General features: G+C 66.1%; 12 protein-coding genes. 6 read left to right on the top strand and 6 right to left on the bottom strand.

What is annotated here, in order from left to right:
- Positions 1 to 31 precede the first annotated feature (31 nt).
- The gene (locus AC16DP_RS29380; RefSeq protein WP_329730569.1) at positions 32 to 1138 is read left to right on the top strand and encodes a ferritin-like domain-containing protein; all 1107 of its coding nucleotides are present in this window, start codon (positions 32 to 34) and stop codon (positions 1136 to 1138) included.
- A 269-nt stretch (positions 1139 to 1407) separates the two neighbouring features.
- On the opposite strand, the gene AC16DP_RS29375 is transcribed toward AC16DP_RS29380, so the two are convergent.
- The 4 genes from AC16DP_RS29375 to AC16DP_RS29360 form a co-directional block, all read right to left on the bottom strand.
- The gene (locus AC16DP_RS29375) at positions 1408 to 1731 is read right to left on the bottom strand and encodes a hypothetical protein (RefSeq protein WP_329730570.1); all 324 of its coding nucleotides are present in this window, start codon (positions 1729 to 1731) and stop codon (positions 1408 to 1410) included.
- Between the two features lie 64 nt (positions 1732 to 1795).
- Positions 1796 to 5386: a DEAD/DEAH box helicase family protein gene (locus AC16DP_RS29370; RefSeq protein ID WP_329730571.1), complete on the bottom strand. Its 3591-nt coding sequence runs from the start codon at positions 5384 to 5386 to the stop codon at positions 1796 to 1798.
- On the bottom strand, positions 5383 to 7383 hold the full coding sequence (locus AC16DP_RS29365) for a phospholipase D-like domain-containing protein (protein WP_329730572.1): 2001 nt from the start codon (positions 7381 to 7383) through the stop codon (positions 5383 to 5385). Before AC16DP_RS29365 ends, AC16DP_RS29370 begins: the two co-directional genes overlap by 4 nt.
- Positions 7380 to 8981 carry a hypothetical protein gene (locus AC16DP_RS29360; RefSeq protein WP_329730573.1) on the bottom strand — a complete coding sequence of 534 codons (1602 nt, stop codon included), beginning with the start codon at positions 8979 to 8981 and terminating at the stop codon, positions 7380 to 7382. The genes AC16DP_RS29365 and AC16DP_RS29360 overlap by 4 nt, the downstream gene beginning before the upstream one ends.
- A gap of 120 nt (positions 8982 to 9101) precedes the next feature.
- Here AC16DP_RS29360 and AC16DP_RS29355 point away from each other — a divergent pair, with 120 nt between their 5' ends.
- The 5 genes from AC16DP_RS29355 (at position 9102) to AC16DP_RS29335 (ending at position 14098) form a co-directional block, all read left to right on the top strand.
- Entirely contained in the window at positions 9102 to 9758 is a 657-nt protein-coding gene (locus tag AC16DP_RS29355; RefSeq protein WP_329730574.1) for a LysM peptidoglycan-binding domain-containing protein, read from the top strand.
- A gap of 36 nt (positions 9759 to 9794) precedes the next feature.
- A complete protein-coding gene (locus AC16DP_RS29350) occupies positions 9795 to 11492 on the top strand; it encodes an isovaleryl-CoA dehydrogenase (RefSeq protein ID WP_329730575.1) in 1698 nt (565 codons plus the stop codon).
- A 60-nt stretch (positions 11493 to 11552) separates the two neighbouring features.
- The gene (locus AC16DP_RS29345; protein ID WP_329730576.1) at positions 11553 to 12134 is read left to right on the top strand and encodes a DJ-1/PfpI family protein; all 582 of its coding nucleotides are present in this window, start codon (positions 11553 to 11555) and stop codon (positions 12132 to 12134) included.
- An 882-nt stretch (positions 12135 to 13016) separates the two neighbouring features.
- Positions 13017 to 13652, top strand: a complete 636-nt coding sequence (locus AC16DP_RS29340; RefSeq protein WP_414640749.1) for a hypothetical protein — start codon at positions 13017 to 13019, stop codon at positions 13650 to 13652.
- Entirely contained in the window at positions 13649 to 14098 is a 450-nt protein-coding gene (locus AC16DP_RS29335; RefSeq protein ID WP_329730577.1) for a hypothetical protein, read from the top strand. The genes AC16DP_RS29340 and AC16DP_RS29335 overlap by 4 nt, the downstream gene beginning before the upstream one ends.
- Before the next feature lie 272 nt (positions 14099 to 14370).
- On the opposite strand, the gene AC16DP_RS29330 is transcribed toward AC16DP_RS29335, so the two are convergent.
- Together AC16DP_RS29330 and AC16DP_RS29325 are read right to left on the bottom strand one after the other, a co-directional pair.
- Positions 14371 to 15315 (bottom strand): DUF2381 family protein, encoded by a 945-nt coding sequence (locus AC16DP_RS29330; RefSeq protein ID WP_483956896.1) that lies wholly within the window; start codon positions 15313 to 15315, stop codon positions 14371 to 14373.
- Between the two features lie 62 nt (positions 15316 to 15377).
- Positions 15378 to 17347, bottom strand: a 1970-nt coding sequence (locus AC16DP_RS29325) for a serine/threonine protein kinase (RefSeq protein ID WP_483956895.1), incomplete at its 5' end; no start/stop codon positions are given.

Below are 17347 nucleotides of genomic sequence, written 5' to 3'. Positions count from 1 at the left end.
CACTGACGACACGTCCGAAAGAGGAAGACCCATGCTCAAGATCCGGCGCGAAGTAGTCGACCAGATTCAAGAGACGCGTGACGTCCAGGGGCTGCGCGCTCAACTCCAGGCGGCCATCGAGCTGGAGCACGCCACGATTCCCGCGTACCTGACGGCGCTCTACTCCATCAAACCGGGCTACAACGCCGCGGCCTCCCAGATTCTCCTGACCGTGGTCATCCAGGAGATGTTGCACATGGTGATCGCCGCCAATGTGCTCAACGCCATCGGGGGTTCTCCGCAGATCGACAAACCGGGCTTCATCCCGGTGTTCCCGGGCCCCCTGCCCATGGGCATCCACGAGGGGCTGACGGTGGGACTGGAGAAGCTGACACGAGGCCTCGTCTTCAACACCTTCATGGTCATCGAGGAGCCGGAGACGAAGCTCAACTTCCCCGTGAAGCAGCCGAAGCTGGCCATGTTCGACGCCCTGCGGCGGGAGGAGCAGCCGCAGCCGGAGTTCGCCACCATCGGCGAGTTCTACGCGGCCATCATCCAGAAGATGGAGGAGCTCGAGGCCGAGGGGCAGAAGCTCCTCACGGGCAAGCCGGGGCGGCAGGTGGTGGACAACACCTGGTTCCCCGCCGACCAGCTCTTCCCCATCCGGAACCTGGAAGACGCCCGGAGGGGGTTGAACCTCATCGTGGAGCAGGGCGAGGGCACGACCCAGTCCCCCAGGGAGCCCGACAAGGGGCTGGCCCACTTCTACCGTCTGGCGCAGATCGTCTACGGGCGCATGCTGGTGGCCGACCCGTCCGAGCCCACCGGCTGGTCCTATTCCGGTGCTCCGGTGGAGCTCAACCCCGCCGGTATCTGGAACCTGTATGCCAATGCCAAGACGGTGGACTACCCGGCGGGCAGCAGGGCGCGCTACCTCGCCGAGCAGTTCAATTACGGCTACACCAGCCTGCTGCGGGCCCTGCACAAGGCCTTCAACAGCGAGGCCGACCCCCAGAGCAAATCCGACACCCGGCTCCGGCCCGCGATCGGCCTCATGTACGAATTGAAGCTGGTGGCGGCCAGCCTGGTCTCGACGCCCATTCCCGACACGGACCTGTTCGCCGCCCCCACCTTCGAGTACGCCCCGGTCAACCTCTGAGCCCCGGCCGCCCCTCCCGGGCAAGGAGGGGCGATGCGTCCGAGCAGAGCGAAAGCACCAGCCCTGGCGTGCGGTGCGAGGCGAACTGCCCGGTGCCTGGCTGGCGGTTCTGGCGCATGTGAGACTTCCACCATCCACAGTGTTCACGGCTGTCGGTTCATCCCGTCCCGAGCTGTTCGGGCCGGCAGAGGACGAAGTAATGCCTCTGTCCTTACGACGAAACCGACATAATCCCGGTCGAAACGTTCGAGAAAAATCGACATGTCTCGTCAGCCCGAGACTTCCCGTTGGAGTTCCTCCGCGAGCATGTGCGCTTCATAGGCGAGCGTCCGGATAGCAAAACGTGCCTCGGTCGGGCTGAGTGTTGCCAGCGGCAGACTGCACCATGCTTCGAGGCGGTCATCCGTCCCAAGCCTGAATCCGGCGAGTTCCACCCGTCTGTTGCGTTGGAGGGCCCGTTTCGCGAGTTCCTCTACGCCGAAGTTCCGTGCGAGGACCGTTCCGAGCACAGTGGAGGTGAAGTGCGCGTGCGTCTCGTCGAGTTGATAGCGCACCACCTGCTTGCGGCCACTCGGGAAGACCACCGTGACCATGTGGGCGCTCCACTCGAGCGTGGGGCCAGCACCGGGGTCGGAACGGCTTGCCTGGAGGAGCTTCTTAATTCGAGGCACGGCGGACCTCCCGGCCAAGATCATCCTGGAACTGCGAATAAGGCGCGTCCTGTTCCTCGAGCAGCATCCGCTCCGCTGCGTCCGCCGCGAGGCTGACGTTGCACATGAGGGCGAACAGTTCCTCGGCCTCCGTCCACGTGGGGTCGAAGAGCAGGTCAGCCTCCGCCGTCAGTGTGTAGGTATCCACGTCGCCCGTTGAGACCTCGCACAGCCGTACACCTGGGAACCGCCCCTGGCTGCGCGCGAGTTCGAGACGTCTGGCGCCATCGAGCTCGACGCAACCCACGGGGCTCACGGCCCGGAGCATGGTGAAGCCCGCCACCGAGGCGGGTCGTAGGGACAGAACCACCGGCTGTTGCCGGACGCGCGTCCCATCCTGGGAGCGCGGGTCATCAGCGCGAAGCATCGTGCCATCCGCCACGTAGGTCGTGAGATGACGGTCCGCCCGGCCCGGTTCACGCGAATGCCAGAGGACGCGGTTCTCCCGCTCCAGTGCGGTGCAGAGCGCGTCGAGATGCGTGAGCAGCCGCGCCCCGTGCTCCAACAGTTCCTCCGGGACGACGCGCGTCCCTTGGAGCAGCTCCGGCTTGACGGGGAACGCCGTCACCAAGCGCTCGGTGATGGGCTCGATGTCCCGACGCGTGCGGACGAACTCATCGCGGGTGTGAAGCTGGGAATCCAGATCACGTGTCACCGCGATGCGATGGGTCATCCGGAGGAAACGATTGAGGCGCTCGAAGACACGTTCGACCTGGAGGACCTCCACGGTCTCCGCCAAATAGGGGTACTGCACCTGCAACAACTCTCCGGGTTCCGCGGGAGCCTGCCGACCATCGAGCCGCCGGTGTACCTGGGAATTGATGCGATCGATGCGACCCGTCCGCTGCTCCATGGCGGACGGCGTCCAACTGATACCGTAGTGGATGATTCGCGAGCAGAAGGTGTGGAGGTCCTCTCCCTCTTGCAGCACCTCGGTGGTGATGAGGACGAGGGGATAACCTGGCATGCGGAACTGCGTGACGAGTGTCTTGTTCACTCCGCCATGCATGCCCCCGACAGGGGTCTGTGCACTCAGGGCTCGCGAGAAGACACGCGCCAGCTCCGGGATGCTCGCCTGCCGTGCCTCCGGGAAATTCGTGGACAGGATGAGCTCATGATTACGCGCCACCTCGTGCAGCTCGCGCCAGGCATTCAGCCCTGGCTGGAGCCGCTGCGCCTCGAGGAGGTTCAACAGCTCCTCAATATAGGTGTCCACGCGCTCTCCCGTCTCGCGGCCCTGACGGCCCAGGCGCATCGTCCCCAGCCTGTTGACGGCGAGCACCCACAGGTCGATGGACGCATGGCCCAGCCGAACCACGCAGGAAAGGAGCTGGCGCCGCTGCTCCTGTTCCCGATACTGCTCGGGGAAGCCGTTCGCGCGGGAGGTAGGCCATAGCTCCTCGCGGAGCACCGAGCGCGTGCGTAGCTCGGTGAAGAAGGTGCGCGTATCGAGCTGCTCATCCGGAGGTGGGAAGTCCGAGGGCACTTGAGCCGCGGCCACGAGATCCGAGCCCTTGAACATTTCACGCCGGATGAGATCCGCGCGTGCGGAGAGCTCACGAGGCGTCGAGGCATGAGGAGAGCGCACGAGAAGTTGGAGCGCGGCCTCCTGATAGGCATGAAACACCTTGAGCCTCGGGTACCCCTTCGTCTGCCGGCCAGTCGCTCGACGATAGGCGGCGTAGGCCAGGGCACGTGATTCCGTGCGAACCCATTCCACCGGCTGCCACAAGGACTGGGCGAGCGCTTCGACGACCGGGCCGCGTGTACCGAGCAACTCCATGACCGAGTTGTCCTCGAAGAGAATGGAGTACGAGGCGCCCGCGTTCATCAGCCGGTTCTTCCGGAACGAAGCGCCAGAGAGATGGTTGCGCGGCCCTTCGCCTCGGAAGAACCACGAAAAGAAGGTGTCGTTCCCACCCACATCGTCTGCCGCAACGTCCTCCTGGTGCGTATCCGTGGGCAGGCCATCCATCTCGATACGGTCGGACTGCCGGGCTTGCGTGCGCTCCTGCTCATAACCCCGGAAGGCCTGCTCAAGCTCGTCGTGCAGCACCGGCACGAGCTTCCGGCGCAGTTCTCCCAGGAGCCATCGATCGTAGTCGCGACAAAGTTTGCCGCGCATCTCCGGAACACTCGCCACACGGCGCACGAAAACGAGCGCCTTGTCCCCTGACGGGAAGCAGTGGGCGAGGCTGCGGACGACGGCGTCCATCTTCGGGTGTGGCAGCGCTTCCCCGAAGCGCCGCCGGTAGGACTCGGCGAGCTTGTCGACGGAGGGCGTGTCGATGCCCTCCCGCTCGGTGGCGTTCTGCGCCTGCTCGCTCCCATCGAAGGCGCTGGTGTCCTCGGCGTCGGGAGTCACCTTGCGCTTCGCCGTCTTCCAGAAGCTCTCGAAGGAGGAGAGCATGCCCATCTGGAAGGACGCGCCGAAACGCGATTGATTGAGTACCTCGGCCACCTTCTTCTGCACCAGTGCGACGACGAGGCGCTGCTTCGCCGTGGGGATGTCGAGCGGCTGGTCCGGGCTCTCGCATCCTCCTTTACGCCACTCGCGACGGTACATGTTCTTGGTGTGCTGGCTGTCCGCGATGCGCAGACCGGTCAGACGGCGGATGAGGAAGCGCGCCGCGACGGTCTCCCGCTCGGAATCCGAGAGCCCCTCCTCCATCAAGGCGCGAGCGCGATCCCCGAAACCAAACAGGTCGAGCTGCCTCCATAGCTCGCGGTAGTCGCTCTCGAAGGGAGTGGCGGAGAGGAACAGCACGCGATCGAACCGGCGCCCGTAATACGGCGAGGCGCCTTCCAGCTGCTCCTGGGGGTAGCTGCCAAGAGCCAGCGACAGCAGGAGGTTGCGTGAGGAATGGGAATCCTTGCCGTGCTTGAGGTTGTGTGCCTCGTCCACGATGACCAGGTCGTAATGCGGGAGCAACCCGTTCAGCGTCTGGGCGAAGGCGCGCTTGAAGCGCTGCTTGTCGCCGCCTCCGCGCAAATCGAAGAGCTCGGGCTGGAAGTGGGGCGCGATCTTCCGGAGCCGCTCCCGGCGATCCTCCCAGGACTGTCCCTGCTCACCGAGGGGAAGGCTGAAGCTGGTGAGACGAACGAAGAAGTCCTGTTCCGGGCGCGCCGCGGCTTTCTGACCCCAATCAAGCAGGCTCTCGCAGCTCGCGTAGGGCCGGCAGGGGAGATCCTCCACGCTCCGGATGCGCTGATCCCGATGGAGCCAATTGCTCCGGGTGAAGTTCTTCAGCTCCTTTTGCCACTTCTGTTGGATGTTGGTGGTGGGTGCCACCACGAGGATGCGCAGCTCCGGGTGGAAGAGGCGCAGCAGGCCCACCACGCCCAGAGCCACGTACGTCTTGCCCATGCCCACTTCGTCGGCGAGGTAGGCGACACCTTCCCGGGCGAGGATGTTGTGAAGGGCAACGGCCCCCTCCAGCTGGGTCTCCGCGATGGAAGCGGAGGTCGAGACATTCTGGCTCTTGAAGTCGATGAGCTTCCGGGCGCTCTCCAGGGAGAGGGGCTGAATGGGTTTCATGCCACCACCTCCTCACGGGCCCGGGCGAGGAAGGCGCGCTCGAACCATTCGAGGAACGCGGCGTTCTCCTCTGGCGTCCCCCCGAGCTGGAGGGTGTCACGAAGCTGCGCGAGTGGCGTGAGCAGGGCTTCCAGCTGCCGGTGCCGCTCCCGATTCGTGGTGAAGAAGTCCGGGAAGCTTGAAGCCAGGGTTTGCAACATCTGTCGTGCGGTGAGGAAGATGACGTAGCGGTGGATGGAGTCGAAGGCCTTGTCCTCCCGGAGACGCTCCACGAGGGTACCGAGCGAGTCGTGGCGCGCGCCGAAGAGCCGGGTCACTGCTTCATGCTCACGCCCGTGAGAGAGGGCATCCGTCATGCGGGCTTCGAACTGGTGGAAGGCGTGGAAGATGCCCGCGAAGCGGTCGAAGAGGCTCGGTGCCTCGGGCCCACGGCCCTGCTTCGCCGGCTCACGCGCGGCATTCGTGGCCCGCAGTTTTTCCTCCAGGAAGGTGGACTTCTGCTCATCCGTGAAGAACGACCAGTAGCGCAGGATGTCCTCCACCGAGAGGTTGTGCAGGAGCGATGGCTTGTTCTCCATCCCCTCCTCCTGGACGAGCAGGATGCAGGTGCGCCCGTCCTTCGAGGCATGGACGAAGGAACTGGAGAGCAGGTGCTCGCGCAACCGGGCCCCGATGTCCGCGGGCAGTTCCACCCAGGTGCGAGCAGGCAGCGCGGAGAGCGGGTGAAAGGGCACCCCGTTGAGGGAGAGCAGGATGTCGGGTGACGGCCCGGAACCTTCCCAGCAGACGCGGGCGAGCCGCGTGAGCCATGAGAACTCCAGCGCCAGGGGAAGCACGAGCTCTTGAAGCGACTCATCCTCCTCGGCCTCATCCTCGGCGACATCGTCGAGGAAACGCTTCGGGGCGGGCCCCTCGGGCAACTCCAGCCACCACTGGAGACGGCCTTCCACCTTCTCCTCAATGAGGAAGGAAGCTTCGAGATTGCCCGCGTTCGAGTGGCTGTGGGCCTGCTGCGTGAGGTTTGCCGAGCCCACGAGAATGAACTGGCGGGCCTCGCTCTGGCTCCAGAGACGGTACACCTTGGCATGCACGAAGCGAGAGGCGGGCTCTCCGTCCTCGCCCCTTCGCCTCAGGAGGTCGGACGGAAGGGTGCTCCAACTCATATTGCTCAACTCGGACGCCGCACCGAAGAAGGACTTCCTGCAGCGGACCGTACCGTCTTCCTTGCGCGGCAGGAAGACACGCGCCTGCCGGGGCTTCAACTCCTTGACGAGGGCGCGCAGGGCCGGAGCTCCCTGCTCATCGAAGTAGGGCGAGAGAATCTCCAGGTTGTAGCCCTCGGGAGAAACGGGCAGTGCCTCGCAAAGGAACTCGGGCAGGGACTTCTGCCCCACGAACAGGCGAGGACCCATCCGCCGGGTGCGGCGCTCCTCGTCCGGGACCTGGTAGCGGAGGAACTTGTGGATTTCATCCAGCTCGGCATGCCGCTCGGTGGCGGGCGCGGCCTCGCGGATGAGTCGTAGGGCCAGGAAGAGATCGGCACGGAAGGAGCAAGGCGACCCCTGCTCGATGACCTCCACATGCCCGGCCTCGACGTTCTGCCACCAGCCCGAGCGGGTGAGATTCGCGGAGAGGGTGGCGACAAGGAGCGAGCGGGCTCCCTCCTCTTCGAGCAACAGCAGCACGAGCTTCGGATGGAAGCAGCCCGTCGTGCGTGAACTGGGAATGCGGCGGATGTCGAGCTTCGCAGAGCCCTGGTGTTGGAGCGCCTGGCGGTCGTAGTACACGGCGAGGCGGGTATCGCGGACCGAATCCTCGAGCATCACGAGGCGGGCCTCCGAACCGGTGGGAAGCGTCCGATCGAAGAGGATCGGAACGACCTCCTCCTCGAAGAACTTCGGGTCGAAGGCGAAAGTCGTGAAGACGCCCGTGACGACCCGCCGTTTGCGGACGTGCTCACCGAAGACATCGCTGAGAACAGAAGTGGGAGCGCTCATGCCGCCCTCCCGGTGACCTGGGCGCCCACCCGCTTGAGACTGTTGAGGAAGTAGGAGTTCACCCAGAGTTCGGGCAGCTCATCGGGTTCGGGCAGCCAGGAGACCTCCGACTTGATACGAACCCGGAGCCGGTTTCCTTCCACGGAGAGCCAGGGCGCGCCACCGCGATCCTTCATCACCTGGGCGTTGTGCTCGGCCGCGACGACGAAGAACTCCTTGTATTCACCCGAGGCGAGCGTCGCTTGCATGGCCACGACGCGGCCAGCGGACTCCTGCCCCACCGCCTCCGCCAGAAAACCCTCGATCTCACGCAGATTGCTCGGAAGGAGGTGCGCGAGCCGGGAACCCCACCGCTGACGGACGTCCTTCGCGACGTTGTCCGTGCGTTGGCCATTCTTCGCGAGCAGGTACTGGAAGAGGCTGCCCACGGCGGCGAGCACGAGCTCCACCCGTTCGATGTGGTGGAGTGACATGTGAAGTGCGGAGTCCTGGGTGGAAAGCTCAAGGAGCTTTCGCAACTCCGTGAAATCGAAGCCTCGTATCCAGGCGCGGCTACTCCGGCCGTTCGCCTGCTCGATGAGGGACCAGAGTTGCTCCTGGAGCCCTCTTTCGGAGGAGGGTCCGAAACGGTTGCACACCAGCGTGTCCTCGAAGAACCGCTGGAACTCCCCCTCCAGGGGTTGGGTCAGAACGCGAGAGAGCGCGCGAGCCAGCGGAGCATGGCGGCCCCGAGGCTCGAAGGGCGCGTTCCTGCCCAGGAAGTGGAGGACCTCCTCTGCCATCCGGCGGGCCTGGGACTTCAGCACGTGCCACCAGATGCGCTCCGCGAGTTGGGCCGTGGTGTCGTTGAGTCGTTGCTCGGCCGGTTCAGTCCAACCGGATTCACGCGCGGCGGAGCTGTAGAGACCCCAGAGTCCGTAGATCTTCTGGTTACCGAGGATCTGGTGCTCGCGCTCCGCGGAGATATGGACCCGATCGCTCGCATCGAGCCGCGCGCGTACGCGGTTGATGCCGCGCATGGGTGCACCCCCATCCTCGATGACACCTGAGGCGTAGAGGCTGTAGGCCGCGAGCTGCTCGAACTGGAGGAACATCGCGCAGCGCTCTTCTTCCCGGCGCTTGCCCATCGCGATGGCCTGCTCGACGAAGTGGAAGCCGAACAACAGCGTCCTGAAGTCACGCAGCGACTGCGTCACCGTTGTGAGGTTACCGACCACTTCGCGGCCGAAGTGAGACCAGATGGCCTGCAGGCCGAGCGGATCCCGCGAGCCCTTGATCTCGGCTCGTGGGTCGAGCTGGGTGAGAAACATGAAGAAGCGCCCCCCTGGGCAGTATTGGGAGAATTTCGCCCTGAATGCCTCGGTGCTGACAAGCAAGGGGAACCCCGTACGAGCAGCGTGGTCGTCGTAGTTGCCGCTGCTGCAGATGAACGGGGCGCTGTTGGTGTTGCTGGAGTCCACGAAGCGGAAGTTGGCGCGCACGGCCTGCACTCGGCCCTCCGGCAGGGTGTACGTCACGGCGAAGGTGTTCAGCCCGTTGCGGCTCGGCGTGTACGTGCCGAGCCGCGTCGGCGCAGAAGGGCGCCTGGTACGTCGCATCCGCCCCCGACCCATCCCCGTGTCACGCCCCATCTCGCTGAATTCATTGAGGATTTCCGGGTGGAAGATCCGGACGCAACTCCTGGACGGACCTCGCGACAATCAGTCCAGGAGATCCGCATGTCCAACTACCGCATCCGCCAGGGCGACACCCTCTCGGCTCTCGCCTCCCGTTTCAAGACCAGCGTCTCGGAGTTGGCACGCGTCAACAACATCTCCAACCCGAACCTCATCTACGCGGGAAAGACGCTGCGCATCCCCGGCCACGCCCGGAACGACAGCTTCCAGCCCACCCGGGGTCACGGGCCGCGCGGCGGCGGCCACACCGGCGGTACGAGCGGCGGCGGACAGGTCCAGGGAAGCCACGGCACCGCGAGCCCGGGCCAGGTGACGCCCGCGATGCGCAAGCTCGCGAGCGCGGGCCGCGCGGCGGCGATGAGCATCGGCGGGTACAACAGCCAGGGCCTGTGCGCCACCGGCGTGAGCAAGGCCATCCAGAACGCCTTCGGCTTCAAGGTCTGGGGCAACGGCAACCAGATCGACAACAACCTGCCCCGCGACAAGTTCAAGCAGGTCAACATGTCGCTCGAGCAGGCGCTGAAGATTCCCGGCCTTGTGCTCACCTGGGAGAAGACCTCGTCGCGCCTGGGCAGCATCTACGGCCACACGGCCATCACCACCGGTGACGGCCGCTCCTCGGTGAGTGACTTCATCGAGCGCAACACGCTCGGCGCCGGTGGCCGCAGCGGGCTGAAGATCTTCATGCCGACGATGTGACTCCCGCCCCACCGTGGAGCACCGCCGCCTCCGGGATTGTCCCCCGGGGGCGTTGTCGTTTCGAGGGGGAACGACCCCCGCTCCATCGCCGATGGCTTCCTCACGCACCAGGTCACGAATCAGGCCCCGCCGCTCACGTACGACGCCTGGGCCACCGACACGGTGTTGCGTGAAGCCGTGACCCGGGAGGGGGGCGGCTGGGCGGAGGCGGACATCGCGAAGTACGGCCCCCTCGTGGGAGGCGAGCTGATGCAGCTCGGCTTCACCGCCAACGAGAACAAGCCGAGGTTCCGCCCGTTCGACCGGTACGGCAACCGCCTGGACGAGGTGGAGTTCCACCCCGCCTACCACCGCCTCATGGAGCAGGCCGTGGCCCATGGCGTGCCCAACTTCGCCTGGCGCCACGAGGACAAGCCCGGTGCCCACGTGGCCCGCATGGCGCTGTTCTACCTGCACAACCAGGCCGATCAGGGCACGAGCTGCCCCCTGACGATGACCTACGCCAGCGTGCCCACGCTGCGCCGCCAGCCCGAGCTCGCCCGCGAATGGCTGCCCCGCGTGAGCTCGCCCAGCTATGACCCGCGCTTCATCCCCGCGGCACAGAAGCGGGGCGTCACGCTCGGCATGGGCATGACCGAGAAGCAGGGCGGCTCGGACGTGCGCACCAACACCACGCGGGCCCATCCGCTCGGAAGCCGCGGGCCCGGACAGCCCTATGCGCTCGTGGGCCACAAGTGGTTCTTCTCCGCGCCCATGAGCGACGCGTTCCTCGTGCTCGCCCAGGCCGAGGGCGGGTTGTCGTGCTTCCTGCTGCCTCGCTTCACGCCGGACGGCGAGCGCAATGCCATCCGCGTCCAGCGCCTCAAGGACAAGCTCGGTGACTGGAGCAACGCCAGCTCCGAGGTCGAGTTCCACGGCGCCACCGCCTGGATGGTGGGCGAGGAGGGCCGCGGCGTCTCCACCATCCTCGAGATGGTGGCCCTCACGCGCCAGGACTGCATGATCGGCTCAAGCGGGCAGATGCGGCAGGCGCTCGTGCAGGCCATCCACCATGCCCGGTACCGCAAGGCCTTCAGCAAGCGGCTCATCGAGCAGCCACTGATGATGAACGTGCTCGCGGACCTGGCGCTCGAGTCCGAGGCGCACACCGTGCTCACCGCGCGCGTGGCCCGGTCCGTGGATGCGAGCCACCGCGACGCCAGGGAAGCGGCCTTCGGGCGCATCGCCACGGCCATCGGCAAGTACTGGGTGTGCAAGCGCGCGCCCGCCTTCATCAACGAGGCCCAGGAGTGCCTCGGCGGCTCGGGCTACGTGGAGGAGTCGAACCTCGCGCGGCTGTACCGGCAGGCCCCGCTCAACTCCATCTGGGAAGGCAGCGGCAACATCCAGTGCCTCGACATGCTGCGCGCCGTCACCCGCGAGCCGGCCAGCCGCGACGCCCTGTTCGAGGAGATCCTCGCCGCCCGGGGTGGGCATCCGGCGCTCGACGCCGAGGCCGCGAGCCTGGCGAAGCAGTTCGATGACCTGGGCACGCTCGAGTCGCGCTCGCGCTTCATCGTCGAGCGCCTCGCCCTGGCGCTGCAGTCCTCCCTGCTCATCCGCGCCGGCAATACGCAGGTCTCGGACACCTTCTGCGAGTCGCGGCTGGCCGGTGCCCATGGACAGACGTTCGGCACGCTGCCGGGCCACGCTCCGTTCCACGCCCTCATCCAGCGCGCCTTCGCCGGCGAGTAGTCCGCGAGCCCGGGCCCGCAGTACTATTTCCTCCCGGGTCTTCAACCCGGAGGAAACCATATGGCGGGCAAGAAGCTGCTGATGCTGGTGGGCGACTACGTCGAGGACTACGAGGTGATGGTGCCGTTCCAGGCCCTGCAGGCGGTGGGGCACACGGTCCACGCCGTCTGTCCGGACAAGAAGGCGGGAGACACGGTGCGCACCGCCGTGCACGACTTCGACGGCGCCCAGACGTACAGCGAGAAGCCGGGCCACAACTTCGCCGTCAACGCCACGTTCGCGGAGGTGGAGGCCTCGCAGTACGACGGCCTGGTGATTCCGGGCGGCCGGGCGCCGGAGTACCTGCGGCTCAACCCGAAGGTGCTCCAGGTGGTCCGCCACTTCGCCGAGGCGAAGAAGCCCATCGCCGCCGTCTGCCACGGGTTGCAGGTGCTCGCGGCGGCGGGCGTGCTCGAGGGCAAGCGCTGCACGGCCTACCCCGCCTGCGGCCCCGAGGTGACGCTGGCCAGGGGCACCTACGTGCAGGTGCCGGTGGATGACGCGGTGGTGGACGGCAACCTCGTCACCGCGCCCGCCTGGCCCGCGCACCCCAAGTGGATCGCCGGCTTCCTCCAGGTGCTGGGCACGCGCATCCAGCACTGAGCCACTTCGCCCTCCTGGGGACGTGGAGGCGGTGGGAATCGAACCCGCGCCGGGCGTTGCGAAACTCCCAGCAGAATCGCGCCCTTACCTCGCAACCGCCCGGAATGCTTGGGAGTCGATATCCCGCCGCGTCCCCTCCTGTCCCGCCCCGTTCCGGTCCATTCCGCACGCTCCTGCGACATACGTGCAACATGGCGGGGGCTGCCCACCTCCCGCCGCTAGACATCCCGGGCTGTGTGGCTCGCCGCTCCCCTGGCCGTCCTGAACGGGCAGTTCGCTCCCGCTCCAACCACGGGCAAGCGTTCCCTGTTCCGGCACTGTCCGCGAGCGCGCGCACACTGGCACGGCTAGCGCCCTGGAGGCCATCCAGAGGACCGAGCAGAGGTTGCCCTGCTCATCCCTTCCTCCAGACCCGAGCCGCAGCAGCCGCCCCTCTGGTGCCCTCTAGCGCGTCCCATGTTCGCGCCTCACCGTCCCACCGGCCCGGGGGAGGCTGGGGCGTGCAAGCTCGCGCTGTGGGGCCCTGCACCGTGCTCGAACTGCGCGCTGCGTTGGTGCTCACCATGGCCCGAACTGCGGCTGCTGCACCCTGGCCCCCTGCCGCTCCCCTCGCGTGCGCTCGTGAATGTCGGGGCGCGCTTCCATACTCCGAGCGGCCCCGCCAGGACCTGCTGGGTCCTAGACCGAATGGAAGACCCTACTATGCGTCTCCGAGCGTGCTTCGCACTTCTGCTCTTTCTCTCAGCCTGTACAACGACACCGCCCACCCCAAGAGAGCCAGCGGCCCGGGATCCGAGGCTCGCCAACCTCCAGCGCGCGGCGACGCTGCCCTGGACGGACGGGGGGCATTGCGCCGTCCGCGAAGCCTCCGAGCCCTGGCCCGTGCTGGCGGAGCGGTGCTTTCATGCGCTCGACCATGACCGGATCGAGTTCCACGACACCACGGGGCGATGCGCGGTGGCCTCCGCCGGTGCCGCTGCAATGGGGCTCGGGGTCTGCGTGCTGGCGGCACCGGAGATCATCGTGGGGGCGGTGATCGTCGCGGGCGTGGTGGTGGTGGGCTTCGCCATCAAAGAGGCGTTGGATACCTACGCGGAGAAGAGGGGTCGTCCCCAGGTAAGGCCCGTGCCTGAAACGCGACCCGTGCCTGAAACGGAATCGTTATCGTTCACGTCGCTGTTCAATGAGAACACCAAGGCTCAGCAAGATGCGAAGATTGGACCGAGGATTACTGAGGTCACGGAAGAGGAGGGGGTGATTGAGATTGTTGCAGAAGGCGAGAATGGTGAAATTCGAATCATGGGCAACGTCGGAATCGATGAGGGGACGATCACGCTTGATCAGGCCCACATTCAGGGTCAGGGAGCCGGAACAAGCGGTTTGAAGGAAATGGGTGAGATTATCCGTGAGTTCGGGCGATCACGTGGTGCAAGCGAAGTCATCATTCTAGGTGCGACGCGAACGACCGGAGCGCGCCCCGGTCACACGCCTCGCCCAATTCGAGTCCGTGTGAAATGAGCCCCATTCAACTCGTATTCTCTGGCTGGAAGGACGATCCGCGCTCGGTGGATCTCGTTCATCTTCTTCGTCGTGAACTCAAGCTATCGCTTGGTGCTTCCAAGCGGATCGTGGATTCTATTGTTGATCGGCCAGTGGAGATGGTCGAGGTCTCCAATGAAATGGTCGCGAAACGGGTGCGAGAACTCGGTGCAGGTATCGGACTCTATGCAACTGTGAAGGGACCGAAGCTCTATTTCACTGGCCTGAGACCCAACGCGAATCGGGAATCTCTGGTTCACTTGCTCTCGGTGGATGGTGGCCTCGCGGTGGATGAGGCAGGCCGCTTGGCTGACCGACTGGCTGGCTTGGGTGAAACAGCAGTGGAGAGCGGTGATGGGGAGTGTGCCCGTAGATGCTGTGAGGGGGCCGAGTTGCTAGGTTTTGTCTGTACTCTCACCGCATAGGGGATGTGTCCACTTCCGGTTTCGCCTCACAGCGGTCAATGCGATCCCTCCTTATTCAACAGAGGGACAGGCGGCTGACCTGAAAGGAGGATGACAAGCCAGAATCTCCCTGGTGACAGATGGGTGTTGGTTGATGGACACGCGCGAGGAGAAACGGGTAAGGCACTCGCTGCGGGGGAGTGGTGCGCACCGACCTCGTGCTGTTGGTGCGCGTCCCGTAGAGCAACGTTGCCTGTCGCGAACGCCTGACGGCCATGCAATGCCCGAGTGCATCATGGGGTGGCGGCACCATCGTCGCGCCGAGCCTTATCGACGGCCGGGAATGTGACGTCCCCAAGGGTGACGGTGCGCGGTCCGCTGGGCTCCCATAGCTTGAGGGTACAGGGGCATCCGAGCTGCGCGGCCTCTCGCGCAGTGCCCACCACGACCGCACCGGCGCCGCCCGCCGCGATGGGGGCTTCTTGCCACGCGGCAAGCGCCACTTCTTCCCCCGCCGAGTCCACCAGCACCGCCCCCGCCAGCGTCCAGGGCTCGGCGCCGGGGTTGGACAGGCGCAGCCGCACTGCCACGCTTGCCGGTCGGGCCTCACCCGTGCGGGTGTAGCTGTAGCTCCAGGCTCTATCCCACCCGAGCGCGTTGGCCGGATGTTGCTTCAACTCCCCGTCAAGGGGCAGAGACGCGAGGCTCCCAGCCACCTCCAGCCATGCGGCCCCCATGAGCCCGCCCGGCCCCTCTCGTGCGGCCAGCAGCCGCGCCTTGTCCTCCTGGCACTGGCGCGCTTCGGCCTGTGCTTCGTCACGCTCTTTCTTGAGCACCTCGGGCGGGCGCGGCTGCCGGAACACCTCCACCCGGCGTGTCCCCTTTGCCGCATGGCCCACGAGCCAAAAGCTCGTGCTTGCTGGTGCCGCGCCATCCGCGAAGCGCACTGTCGCCTTTACCCGCTCCCCTGGCAGATAGTCCGCCCTGGGAGTGGCGTAGAGACTCAGCCCGTCTTGCCCGAGTGCCCAATGCGCGAGGCGTTCCCCTCGCTGAAACTCCACCGCCCCCACAGCGACGCGGGAGTCAAAAACGAAGGTCGTCGTCTCGTCCGCGCTCGCGCACACGTCCGGCGCTCCCTCCGGGGCGCCTGTGGCCAAGTCAAAGCGAGCTGTCGCGGCGCAGCGGGGGACGGGTGGCGGTTCTGCGGCTTGCGCGGCACCAGAGAGGAGGGCAATCACCAGGAGGGCACCAGGAGACGAAGGCAGCACGGAAACTCAACCTCCAAAGGGCACGGCAATAATCAGGGCTGCCCGGTGGGCCGAGCGAGAGGAATGCGCGAGGGTGTCTTGGCAGTGCCGGGCTTGCTTCCAGGAGTAAGGCAAGTGCCCAAGCCAGGGGGGCAAAAGAACCGTTTGCCGTGCTCGTCCTTGAAGGGCATTTTTTCGTCCAGGCCAACAGCCAAACACACGGGGAGCGTCCCCACGCCTGGAATCTTTGCCTCGGTGAAGGCGCCGTAAAGGCGGTCGTCCCCAAGCTGCAACCTTCCCAGAAGCAGGGTGCCGTGAGGCAAACTCCCAACGCTCCCGACGATACCTACTTGGAGGGTAGCGGGGCCATCCTTCACCCTGGCCGCCTCTCCGGGCTCCCCCGTGTACCCGTTCACCGTGCCCCAGCCGCCCCAGCTAACGCGATATCGCTCGTGGGTCTGCTGCCATCCCTGGGGGCACGTAATCGAGGGGGGCTCGGGGCGCACCTGGGAAGCGGGCGCGGTGCATCCCCCATCGAGCAGCGCACAGACCGCCACGGCTGCGGGCTTCACCGGGAAGCGGAACCCCGCACCTTGCGTCTGCGGTTTCGGCGTTTCGTTCTTGGGCGTCTGAGCGGACGTGCGAAGCATGGCGTTAGCGGTAGACGCGGGAAGTTGGGCCCCAACGGGTGTCGCGTCTCCTCCGGGGAAAGATTCCAGCGCCTTTGCATCGGGCGCCACTTCACGACCGCGCACGCCTGCATCGGTTGCGCTGGTGGCGGGGGACGTGGACGGTAGCGGCACCTCCAGCCCTGCCTCGCTGGTGCGACCTGTAGAGCCAGGCCCCCCCAGGTTCGCGCCCACGGACAGGGCAACGACGGCCACCAGCAGCGCGGCCCCAGCGAGCCCCAGGCGCCACGCGGTGCGACGGGGTTGGTGAGTGGCGGTGGCGGGCTCGAGTTCGCGAGCTGGCGGCACCGGGGCGCTCGGAACGGGCGGCTCGTGCCCCCCAGCGGGCGCGGCCACGCCCGGAGCGTCCACCTTGGGAAACTCGTCCGGGTGTGCGGCTGCTGGCGGGACCCGTGGGGCTGCCATCTGCTCGGGCAGGAGGAATACCCGGTCCCTTCTCGGCAGGGGACGCCCGCGCCGGGGGCGTTGCTTCCTCAGCCTTAGAAACGCACGCCGCTGCTCGCTCGCCTCTTGCCGTTCCGGGTCCTCGGCCGTGGTGGTGAGCTGCGGATCGTCCGGGTCCCCGAGCGGCACATCCCAGGTGGCGTCGCTCTCCGCGGTGGACAGGGACTCATTCAAAGCCGCGCACAGCGTCGCAACCACCGGGAAACGCTCCTCCGGTCGCTCAGCAAGCATCCTCATGCACAGCAGCGAGGCTGCCAGCGGCACGCGCGGATTGACGACGTGAGGCGCATCCGGCCTGTGCGTCAAGATGCGCTCGCGCAGTCCATCCAGCCCACCTTCATCCGTGCGCTCGCCAAAAGGCAGCTCATCCGTCAGCAGCCAGTAATAGGCCACGCCCAACGCCCACATCTCGTCGGCGGGCCCGTACTCGTATTGATCCGTGCCGTCTGGATTGGCGCGATGGAACCGGATCTGCTCAGGGGAGCGGAATTCCTCTGTCCCGGGCGGGAGCTGCGAGCCGGTGACAGTCGGGGCACCAGCAAGAGAACCAATCCCGAAATCAATCAAGATCGGCTTCTCGCTCCCTTCCCGAATGAGGATGTTCTCCGGCTTCACGTCCCGGTGAAACACGCCCGCCGCGTGTACCTCCCCGAGCGTCACCGCCACTTCCAAAACGATGCGCGTCGCTTTCCGCGCCGATGGATTCTGGCCGTAGGCAAACGCAAAGAGCGTGTCGCCCGGCACGAATTCCATCACGATATAGGGATGGCCGTTAGCCGGGTCGGGCCAGAAGTCCGAGCCCACGTAGCGGACGACACCGGGATTCTCCAGGTGAATGAGAATGCCGATCTCACGCTTGCCCCTGCCGTCCAGCGTGAAAACCAAGAGAA

It is taken from the genome of Archangium sp., assembly GCF_057119385.1.
This window is presented reverse-complemented; position numbering and strand designations above follow the sequence as displayed.

What these genes read in the sequence shown, in the direction of transcription:
- AC16DP_RS29380 (WP_329730569.1), top strand. Translation starts at nt 32, where the DNA reads ATGCTCAAGATCCGGCGCGAAGTAGTCGACCAGATTCAAGAGACGCGT.
- AC16DP_RS29375 (WP_329730570.1), bottom strand. Translation starts at nt 1,731, where the DNA reads ATGGTCACGGTGGTCTTCCCGAGTGGCCGCAAGCAGGTGGTGCGCTAT.
- AC16DP_RS29370 (WP_329730571.1), bottom strand. Translation starts at nt 5,386, where the DNA reads ATGAAACCCATTCAGCCCCTCTCCCTGGAGAGCGCCCGGAAGCTCATC.
- AC16DP_RS29365 (WP_329730572.1), bottom strand. Translation starts at nt 7,383, where the DNA reads ATGAGCGCTCCCACTTCTGTTCTCAGCGATGTCTTCGGTGAGCACGTC.
- AC16DP_RS29360 (WP_329730573.1), bottom strand. Translation starts at nt 8,981, where the DNA reads ATGCGACGTACCAGGCGCCCTTCTGCGCCGACGCGGCTCGGCACGTAC.
- AC16DP_RS29355 (WP_329730574.1), top strand. Translation starts at nt 9,102, where the DNA reads ATGTCCAACTACCGCATCCGCCAGGGCGACACCCTCTCGGCTCTCGCC.
- AC16DP_RS29345 (WP_329730576.1), top strand. Translation starts at nt 11,553, where the DNA reads ATGGCGGGCAAGAAGCTGCTGATGCTGGTGGGCGACTACGTCGAGGAC.
- AC16DP_RS29335 (WP_329730577.1), top strand. Translation starts at nt 13,649, where the DNA reads ATGAGCCCCATTCAACTCGTATTCTCTGGCTGGAAGGACGATCCGCGC.